Consider the following 10,002-nt stretch of genomic DNA (forward strand, 5'->3'; position numbering starts at 1 on the left):
TGAAAAATCATTCATCTCCTGGAAATAATTTTCTATATTCTGGTTAATACTCAGCGTAAGCTGTTTTTGGGTTTCCGTTATATTGGAATTAATAACTTTTCCCGCATACAGCACAGTACCGCAGAGTATGACAAAAATAAATATGATGATCCAGAAAATATAGGTACGGAATAACTTTTTTACAATCGGCTCTTTATCCATCCTGATATGATTCAAGGCCTGTGCAAAAACATTTGCATAGACCTTCCTCCTTATTCTATTCAGATATCTGAATCTGCTGATTTTATCTGTTTCTGCCATTCTATCATTTTGCTGCACTGACTACAAGTATCTCTCAAAATTTCCCATAAACAGTAACGTGCGGTATTCCTCCATATGTATCGTCTTACCCGTTACTCTGGACTCCTCTGCTGCCAGAGCAACCAAGTGGCTTTCTACGGATACTTCTGCTCCGGACAGGGAATAGGCACCATCGGTCAGTACTGTCTGCAAAAATCCTTCCATAAATTTGTCATCGCTTCCGCTGTGTCCGGAGGTTCCGGTCTTCACTGTGGTCTTTACGGAGTTTCCGGTGAGAAAATCCAGCACTTCTATGGTATTTTCCTCCATGTCCCCAAGAATCTGTCCACGGGTTCCCATGATATTCATAACCCGGCTGCCTTTTCCCGTAAATGCGCACATGGTAAAGCTGGCTGTCACTCCTCCTTCATATTCCAGGTTCACTACCTGATGGTCAACTACATCATTGTTACAGTCATATACACATCTTCCGTAGGGACCATCCTTCAATGCCTGGCTGACTGCCTCATTGGTTCCTTCCAATGCCACTACCTTCCGTATGGTGTCGGAATACCACTCTTCCTGCTCCAGATAAATTTTCACTGCATCGTAGGGACAGCTGCTTCTGGCCTTGCATCCGCCCATACAATATGGCGTTGCTCCTTCAGGGGCATTTTCCTTTTTGAAATGTGCCAGAGATCCGAAAGAGGAAACCTTTTTGCATTTTTTCCCGGTGAGCCATGCCAGAATATCCATATCATGACAGGATTTCTGCAGGATCATGGGACTGCTGCTTTTGGAGTCTCTCCAATTGCCCCGGACAAAGCTGTGTGCCTGGTGCCAGTAGCCTACACATTCCAGATGCTGGATGTTAACGATCTCTCCGATTACCTGGCTGTCAATAATCTTTTTCAACGCACTGTAAAAAGGCGAATAGCGGAGAACATGGCAGACGGTCAGGGTTTTTTTATACTTTTTCGCATATTCCCCCATTGCCACACATTCTTCGGGGTTTGGTGACATGGGCTTCTCACACATCACATGATACCCCTGGCTGAGCGCTTCCCTTACCGGTTCCAGATGGAAACGATCCTGGGTGCACACCATGGCACAGTCTGCTATTTTTCCAAGTGCCAGCAGGTCTTTCCAGTGGGTAAATGCCCTGTCAGGACTGATCCCGTGTGCCTGAATGCATTCATTCCGGCGTTCCTCCATGGGTTCTGCAACTGCTACCACTTTAAATTCCTCGGGATGCTTTTCGGCGTATTTCCCGTAGACGAAAGCACCTCTTTGTCCTGCTCCTATTAATATTGCTGTTACCATTACAACAATTCCTCCTAACCTTTCACTGCTCCGGCTACCATGCCTGAGATAATAAACTTTTGTCCTATCAGATAAACCACCATAACGGGTAAGATTGCAAATAAAATTGTCACACTTACCAGATTCCAGTTTGCAGTATAGGTTCCATAAAAATTATATACCTGCTGTACAATTACCGCTTTATCCGGATCCGGCAATACATAGAGGGGAACGGTAAAGTCGTTCCAGGTATTCAGGAAGTTAATCATGAACACCGTAACCGCAGCCGGTTTCAGAAGTGGAAAGATAACCTGGAAGAATACCCGGAACGCTCCTGCCCCATCAATGACCGCTGCTTCGTCCAGCTCTTTTGGTATTCCCGATACAAATCCGTAAAACAGGAAAATACTCATGGGTAGAATCAACGCTATGAATAAGATAATCACTCCTGCTAAACTGTTATATAAATGTAAAACCCGCAGCACTTTTACAATTGTAACCATGCTGACCGGGAACATTAATCCCATGGCAAAGTAAACATAAAGAACTTTATTCCATTTGGTTCTGCTCCTGCTTAATACGAAAGCACAGAGTGAAGAAAATAAAACCGATACTGTTACGGAAGTAATACTGATGATAAAACTATTGCAGTATGACCGGGGAATATTGCCGGTGACCCATACTTCTTTGAAATTTTCCCAGTGAAGCTTTGCCGGAAGCGTTAATTCCATATTAATGGATTCCGGTTTTGTCTTAAATGCGTTAAAGATTACAATCAGGAACGGAACGATGACAATCAGCGCCAGTAGCCAGAAGAATATTTCCTTTGCGATCAATAACATTTTTGCTTTCTTCTTTGTTTGCATTTGTTCCCTCCTAATCATCACTGCCGTCCTTAATTCTCAGGACCGCAATTCCAAATATTGCTGTTATGATAAATACAATGACTCCATATGCCGCCGACATTCCATATAGACCTTTTCCAAACTCTTTGAATACCAGTATATTGATCAGCTCTGTAGATCCTGCCGGTCCTCCGCCAGTCAAAACGAAGATAATATCAAAAGCTTTTAATCCCTGGGACAGATTCAGCAGCAGATTGATAATAAAGGATGGCATAAGTCTTGGAATGGTGATATAAAGCATTTTCTGTAATCCATTGGCACCATCCACCGAAGCCGCTTCATAATAGCTTTTATCGATCAGCTGAAGTCCAGCCAGGTAAATAACCATGTTAAATCCAACCTGTCTCCAGATTTCCACAAACATTGTGGTTCCAAGGGCGGTATCCTTTGTGGTAAGCCAAGCCCTGTTTAGGTTTTCCAGCCCGATTGCACTGAGTAACTGATTGGCGAATCCTGCCTTCATGAAGATGGATCCGAAAATCAATCCAATGATCAGCGGTGAGAGCATTGCGGGAAGAAAAAATACTGCTCTTAATACATTTTTTGTTTTCATCCCTTCATTAAATGCAAGTGCCAGGACAAATCCGATGACATTCTTAAATAGTGTCGTCACAGCCGCAAATACTACGGTTCTGCCGATTACTGACAGCAGTTCCGGGTTCTGGAATATTTTCTGGAAATTTTTAAATCCGATGAATCTTGCAGTTTCCCCGCTGATTTTTAATGCATTCCAATCTGTAAGTGAAAAGTAAAAATTCAATACCACCGGAACCATGAAGAGCAGGGTGTAAACCACAAATGCAGGAAGTGTGAAATATCCCTTATAAATTTTTTTATTATACACGGTTGATTCCTCTCTTTGTTTTCCTGATTTTTTGAGCATGAATGAATTTTCAAACAATCTTTGAGAATGGAGTGAAATTTTTCAATTTCACTCCATCAATATGACTCTACTGTGCAGCTTCGCTGGCTGCCACTTCAAACATTTCAGCACGATAGTTATCACAGTTCTCGATAAACTGATCTACTGTGCATGTGCCTTCTGCAAATCCCTGAATGTACTGATATACATTGGTGTCAAAGTATAATACATCTTTGATGAACATTACTTCCGGAGTTTTTTTACTGCGCTCCAGCATATCTGTGGTAGCAGTTGTAGTACTTACACTGTCTACATTTTTAAATGCGGAAGTTACAAGGTCTGTACGTGCTGCATAGTAAGCTTCCAGGTTTTCTTTTTCAGCCAGGAAATTCAGAAGCATTTTACACTCATCAATATTGTCGCTGTTTTTATTGATAAATTTGGAAACGCCGCCGCCATTGGATACACCAGTCTGGTTGTCCAGAAGTGGAACCGGGAACATTCCCCATTCATCTGTGCTTCCGTTTGCTGCCAGTTCTGCAGCATAAGCGGAATAAGTAAACATCATTGCTGTTTCCCTGTTCTGTAAGGATGGATAACTTCCGAAGAAATCTTCTGACTGTCCGTCATTGGTATAGTATTTCGGCTGGCTGCCGTCTTTAGCGGAAATTAACTGTTCGATCTGCTCCAGTCCCTTTTTGAAGGATGCAATGTCTGCAAATTTATTATCCTGGCTCTCGTTCAGATAAGCCGGGAAATCCGCTTTTTCTTCATACATTGCCGGAGTAAGTCCATATACCCAGCTCTGTGCATGCCATACGCCATTGATACTTTCATAGAGCGGGGTTATTCCCTTTTCTTTGATCTGGTCACAAAGTGCAATAAATCCATCCCAGGTTGTGGGAACTTCCCATTTATTTTCTTCAAACAGGGTCTTGTTATATAAGATTCCTTCATAATCCACACCCCAGGTACTGAATCCGATTACTTTGTCCTGATAGCTGTTCGCCTTCAGCGCCCAGTCTTCCAGATCGGCTGACCATGTCTCTCCTGAGAGATCCTCTGCCACATCCGGGATGCCTGCAGATATCATGCTGGAGCCTGCGGAATACATGAACATATCTACCGCATTACTTCCGCCTGAGAGGGAAGTTCCAAGCAATGTATCATATCCGTTATCGGGAGTTACAAGAACTTTTACTTCAATTCCGGTTTTATCCTGGAATTTCTTAAAGAGTTCCCGGTCAATATCTTTTACCCAGTTCTGGGATGCCATCAGCGTAATGGATTTCCCAGTGCTGTCAGCAGCTGCCTCACCACCTGCTTCGCTGCCCGCGTCTGCTGTCTCTGGTGCCTCTGTGTCTCCTGCTGTACTGCCTGCAGTATCCTCTGTGGATTTTGCTTCTGTTTCTTTTCCTGTTTCACCTTTTGTCGCTGCGGTATCTCCTGAACCTCCGCATCCTGCCAGAAGACCTACTCCCATGCATCCTGCTGCAAGCAGCGCTGTTATTTTCTTTGTTCTTGCTTTCATAATTATTATTTCCTCCTTCACCATTTCCTGTAGTTTTGGTATGTCTTTATTCTATCAGCCAACCTGCTTTTAAGGAATACACAGAGTTGACATGAATAGGTGGATTTTTTTTACTTAATTACAACACTGCTCTTCTGTCCCCGGTTCTTAAATATTTTCTTGTATGCATTTATTTTTGAATCAGGAACGTTAATCTTAGCTTTTGCAGAAATTCCTTTTAGGGATTTGCTGTATGCATTGGTCAGTACTTTTGACTTAATGTTGATGTATGTCAGCCTGCTGTCTCCATAGAATGCCTGCTGTCCGATGGACGTCACATTTGCACCTATAGTAATCTGCTCCAGCTTTTTGTAATCCTTAAAGGATTTCTGCCCAATCTTGGTTACCTTGCATTTTACTCCTTTTAACGTTACCGCAGACGGTACCGTCACTTTCTTCACATTCCGGTTAGAAGCGCCTGCTACCAATACGGTTGCTTTGCCCGGTGTGGGATTCGTTACTTTATACTTAAGTCCCTTGTAAGTAACAATCTGTCCCTTTTTCAGTGCCGGTACTTCCGGTTTAGGCGGTTTGGGGGCTTCTGCCGGTTTTAATTCCAGACCGGTTGCTGCAGCCATTAATCGGGATGCCGCCTGGTCGATCTGCTCCTGGGCTGCCTTTGTGTCATTTAAGAGAGAACCTGCCAAAGCAATGGCGTCTTTTAATGCTTTTGCACTGGCATCTGTATACTTCCCGGTATCCAGTCCCGCATATGCATCGTAAAGTACCTTCAGCGTTGCTTTATCCGTTGTGATAACCGGTTCTTCCGGTTTCGCCGGCTCCTCCGTTAATTCTGCTGCTGCTTTTGCAAGTGCCGTTGCTGCTGCATCAACGGATGCCTGGTCTGCTTCCGGGTTATTCAATACATCCCCTGCATGCTGAAGTGCCCCACGGAAAGCATCTGCCGTTTCTTTTGTATATTTGATGGTATCTATTTCTGCATAAGCATTGTACAGAATATTCAGTATGGAGAAATCTACCTTGATCTCCGGTTCTTCCGGGTCAGTTGGCAATATCACAAGTGATGTTGCTGCGGACAGAAGATTTGCTGTGGCATTATCCACTTCTTCCTGGGATGCATCTTCTTTCTCAATGATGCTCTGCAATGCATCTAATGCTTCCGTAAATACCGCTGCACTTTCCTCTGTGTAACCGGACAGATCCAGTTCTTTATAAGCTTGATACAGGGCCTTCGCCAGGGATTTATCCGTTTCCGGCTCTGGTTCTGTAACGATTTTTTCCAGTCCGGCAAGTGCTACCAGTAATCCGGATTCCGCTTCTGCTGCTTCTGCCTTTGTGGCATTTTCTTTCTCCAGAACAGTGGCTGCCTGTTCCATTGCAGTATTTAACGCTGCTGTGCTGTCTTCGGTATAGATGCTCATATCCATCTGGGAAACTGCATTATATAAGGATTGCAACCGGGTCAGGTCCGCCAGAATACTCTCCAGCTGGTCAATTGCTGCCTGCAGCTTCTCTACCTGTTTATCCACATCATCCTGGCTGGCAAACTCATTATTAAATACTGCTTTTGCCTCTGTAATAGCTGCTTTCAGTACTGCAAAGCTCTCTTCCGTATAAGCATCAGGAATATAAGCTTCTGAGATTTCCAGCAACTGCTGTAATGAATCTTTATCCACATCCTGATTCGCATCCGCATAGGTACGCAGAGCATCTACGGTAATATTTCCACCTTTGTTTTCCAGACGGATGGTATGCTCGCCATAAGGCAGATCCGTTTTACTGAATACACACATCTGGTTTGCCCGTTTAAAATATTTCTCATTTGGAATCAGCGTATTTACATCCGGCTGTACCTCTCCGTCTATGGTTACGCCCAGGATGCATCCATCGGTATTGACCGTTGTAATCACGTCTATTCCGGTTCCGGTAAAGGTATATTCCGCTGCATCTCCTGTCTTGTTTCCATAATGGATATCCCGGTTATATTCGGTCACTCCATCCGGGTCGCCGCCTCTGCCGTTGTAGTAAGTGAAACTTCCGGTATAGGTAATTGCCGGGTCATCATCATTTACCACTGCTGCCGGTTCCAGACCGTCAACGGTTACGTGAATCACTTTTGTCAGTGTTGTGTTTCTTGGATGTGTCAATGTTATATACGTGTTTCCTTGGCTTAAGCCATTGATCTGAAGACCATCCCCTTTGCTCCAGCTTACAGATGCGATTTCCTCATTTTCAGATTTGATCATGATATCTGAAAGGTTGGTGTCGGGATCAGTGGATACTTTTGCAAATTCCCGGTCTCCCACAACCTTTAATTCCACCTCTTCTGTAGAAACCTTAAGTTCCGGTTCGGAAGATGCCTTTGTTCCATAGACCTCCAGTTCTGATACATTCACATATCCGGAATAGCTGCCGCTCAGTCCATAGAATCCGCTGCTAAGCAGACGCACATACCGTCCCGCTGCCGGTTTATCCAGAATAAAATCATTGCCCAGTTCAAAGCTGAAGAAGGTCTGGTCCGTACCTGCTCCGCAGCCCATGCTGTTGTCTGCGTCGGTGTTCAGAACTGTAGTCGTATTTTCCGGTGCAAAATCATTGGTAGTAGATACCTGGATTACTACATCCCGGAACCGTCTCAATTCTTCATTATTATAGTTACGGAAGAACTGTGTCAGAGAAATTGTATCAATATCATATACCGCTCCCAGATCAATCTGGTATTTTAGCTTCTCGGATGTGCCGTTTGAACGTGCGGTCCATGGAGTATCCTTGCTGGCATAGTACAATACCTTTCCGTCATTCAGCCTGTTTGGATCTTTCATGCCTTCACTGTTTAAAGTTTTCTTCAGTGCAATATTTTCCCTGGATGACTTTCGGAATGGAATTGCCTCTGCAGATACTGCGATCTCTTCCTCTGTCAGTTCCGCGCCATAAAAAGCAAATTCATCCACCAGACCGTTGTACTGCAGTTCTCTGGCATTTTCTTCATTTAGTTTCGCACCTATGGTCAGAGAATCTCCTATCGTTACACCTGCCAGAGATACTTCTCCCATTTTTGTTCCGTTCAGGTACAGGGCAAAGGTATCGCCGCTGCGTAAAACGGAGAAATGATTCCATGCCTGGCGGGACTCGCCTCCGGTCACCTGTTCCATTGCAAATTCCTGATCAGCCTTAAGCGTTTCTGTCTTTGTTCCGTCTGAGATTTCCAGCACCAGTTTTCTCTGCTGGAGAGAAAGTACCAGATTTCCGCCCTTATCCGCTAAGAGTACCTGTTTGGGGGTGCCTCTCACATGGGTAAAGTCATCTTCGGTATCCGTCACTTCATTGTCTAAATATAACTGGGGTTTAAACCAGCCGTTCACGGTAAAGTTATCCAGCCCTGCAATTGGGGAATCCGCAAGGGATATATAGTTCTGTTTCTTTTCATACATATAAGCACCCCGCCCGAATGGAGTTCCCATACGCATATACTGTCCGTTTATAAACCTGGCATCATACCCCTGCACGGCATTGGCAATAACATCGCCCTTCGCCTCATCCATATGATAGAGTGCCTTTAATGACTGATTGCTGTCTTTTAACTGTAAGCCATCCATCGCTGCCTGCAGACGTTTTTTAATATCCACTATCTCGGACGGCATCATGCTCTCCGGATCCATACTGCCCATTTCGGCAAGAATTTCTCCAAGAGGCCTGTAACTTTCCTCTGTAAAAAGATCTTGATCCAATGACAGTGCCGAATCTGCTGCTGCACTGAACGAAGCAAATCCCGATTCATTCAGAAGTGTGGCTTCTGACTGCTGAAGCGCAACATTATACAGGGAGATCTCGCTGAGATCACCGCTGAAATAATTCACACGGTCACCGCCGGCATTGTTTCTCATGGCACCGGCAAGCAAAGCATTCTGGGTATCATTTACCCCTATATCAGCTGTCTTGGTATCTACCGTTTCTCCGTTTAAATAAAGTGTAAATGTCTGTCCGTCTCTTACTGCCACCGCCAGATTCCATTTACCCGGAAGAATGGTTCCACCCTTTAATACCACTTCTTTGCCATCTGCGTCGCTGACACGGAAGTCCAGGCTGCCGTTACTGGTTGCAAGTGTCAGGTCATTCGATGGAATTCCCTCCTGTCCCTGGCTTAAGAGGGTCTGCTTTTTCTCTGAATCCGTTTTAAACCACATGCTTATGGAATAGTTGTCCATTCCCTTTAACAGTCCGCTTCCCAGATTGCCGTAAGAAGTTTTTTCCTCCTTTAATCTGGCTGAAGATCCGTAAGTCTGGTCCAAAGTTTCCATATAATTGGCTTTTCCGGTATAATTGCCAAACGCATCCGTGATCAGCCCTTCAACCGCTTTTTCAAATCCAAACTTGGCAATGTATCCATAGATCAGTTTCTGTTCATGAACTTCCATAGGATTCTTTGCCCCGGATGCATCGCATACATTCTCTACTTTGAGGGTATACGGCTGCAGCCTGGAAAGTGCGTCCGTGGTCAGAGTGACTTTTGCATCTTCCACCTTGACATTTTTAATCTGGATGCCACCGGAAATGCTGTAATTTTCAAGATTGCCTGCCGTTTCGGCATCCACTTTTTCGCTAAACAGGATTTCTATGGAAGTATCACTTTTTGCCTCTGCTTTTGTAACCACCGGTGCATTTTCATCGGTTAATGTATTTACGGTTACAGGATCGCTTAAGCTTCCTTCCACTCCTTTTGCTACTGCTTTTACGGTGTAGACATAGTTCTTCTGCTCTTCCAGGGAAGTATCCTGATAGGTATTCTCCATGGTCTGGGCAATCAGTTTACCATCCCGGTAAACCATATAGCTGTCTACGGTAACTGCCGGTTTATCAATCACTGTTCCGTTTTCCGTCATCTTAAAGGTAACGTCTTTGTCCCAGTTCAGTACCACAGAATTTTCTGTTGCATCCTTTGCTGCCAGCCCGGTCACCTTACCAACTTCCAGGGAAACTTCCGGTGCTTCTGTGGAATCATAGATACTATAATAAGTAAAACTCATAGGTGGTAAAGTTACTTCCAGCTGTGCATTACCGTTGGAATCGATGGATAATACTTTCGCCTGGACACCTTCACGCATAAATACTGCCTGGCCGTAATC

The 10,002-nt window shown here is 44.4% G+C and carries 6 protein-coding genes; all 6 read right to left on the reverse strand.

What is annotated here, in order from left to right; translation table 11 throughout:
• Positions 1-300, reverse strand: a 300-nt coding sequence (locus ACH2DQ_RS21410; RefSeq protein WP_395028262.1) for a hypothetical protein, incomplete at its 3' end; no start/stop codon positions are given.
• Positions 301-321: 21 nt separating this feature from the next.
• A complete protein-coding gene (locus ACH2DQ_RS21415) occupies positions 322-1,602 on the reverse strand; it encodes a Gfo/Idh/MocA family protein (RefSeq protein WP_394912645.1) in 1,281 nt (426 codons plus the stop codon).
• A gap of 14 nt (positions 1,603-1,616) precedes the next feature.
• Positions 1,617-2,447: a carbohydrate ABC transporter permease gene (locus tag ACH2DQ_RS21420; protein ID WP_394912644.1), complete on the reverse strand. Its 831-nt coding sequence runs from the start codon at positions 2,445-2,447 to the stop codon at positions 1,617-1,619.
• Positions 2,448-2,457: 10 nt separating this feature from the next.
• The gene (locus tag ACH2DQ_RS21425) at positions 2,458-3,330 is read right to left on the reverse strand and encodes a carbohydrate ABC transporter permease (RefSeq protein WP_394912643.1); all 873 of its coding nucleotides are present in this window, start codon (positions 3,328-3,330) and stop codon (positions 2,458-2,460) included.
• Positions 3,331-3,436: 106 nt separating this feature from the next.
• Entirely contained in the window at positions 3,437-4,879 is a 1,443-nt protein-coding gene (locus ACH2DQ_RS21430; protein ID WP_394912642.1) for an ABC transporter substrate-binding protein, read from the reverse strand.
• Positions 4,880-4,989: 110 nt separating this feature from the next.
• A complete protein-coding gene (locus tag ACH2DQ_RS21435; protein WP_395028266.1) occupies positions 4,990-9,981 on the reverse strand; it encodes a LamG-like jellyroll fold domain-containing protein in 4,992 nt (1,663 codons plus the stop codon).
• Positions 9,982-10,002: the final 21 nt, after the last annotated feature.

The sequence above is a fragment of the Robinsoniella sp. genome (genome assembly GCF_034124845.1).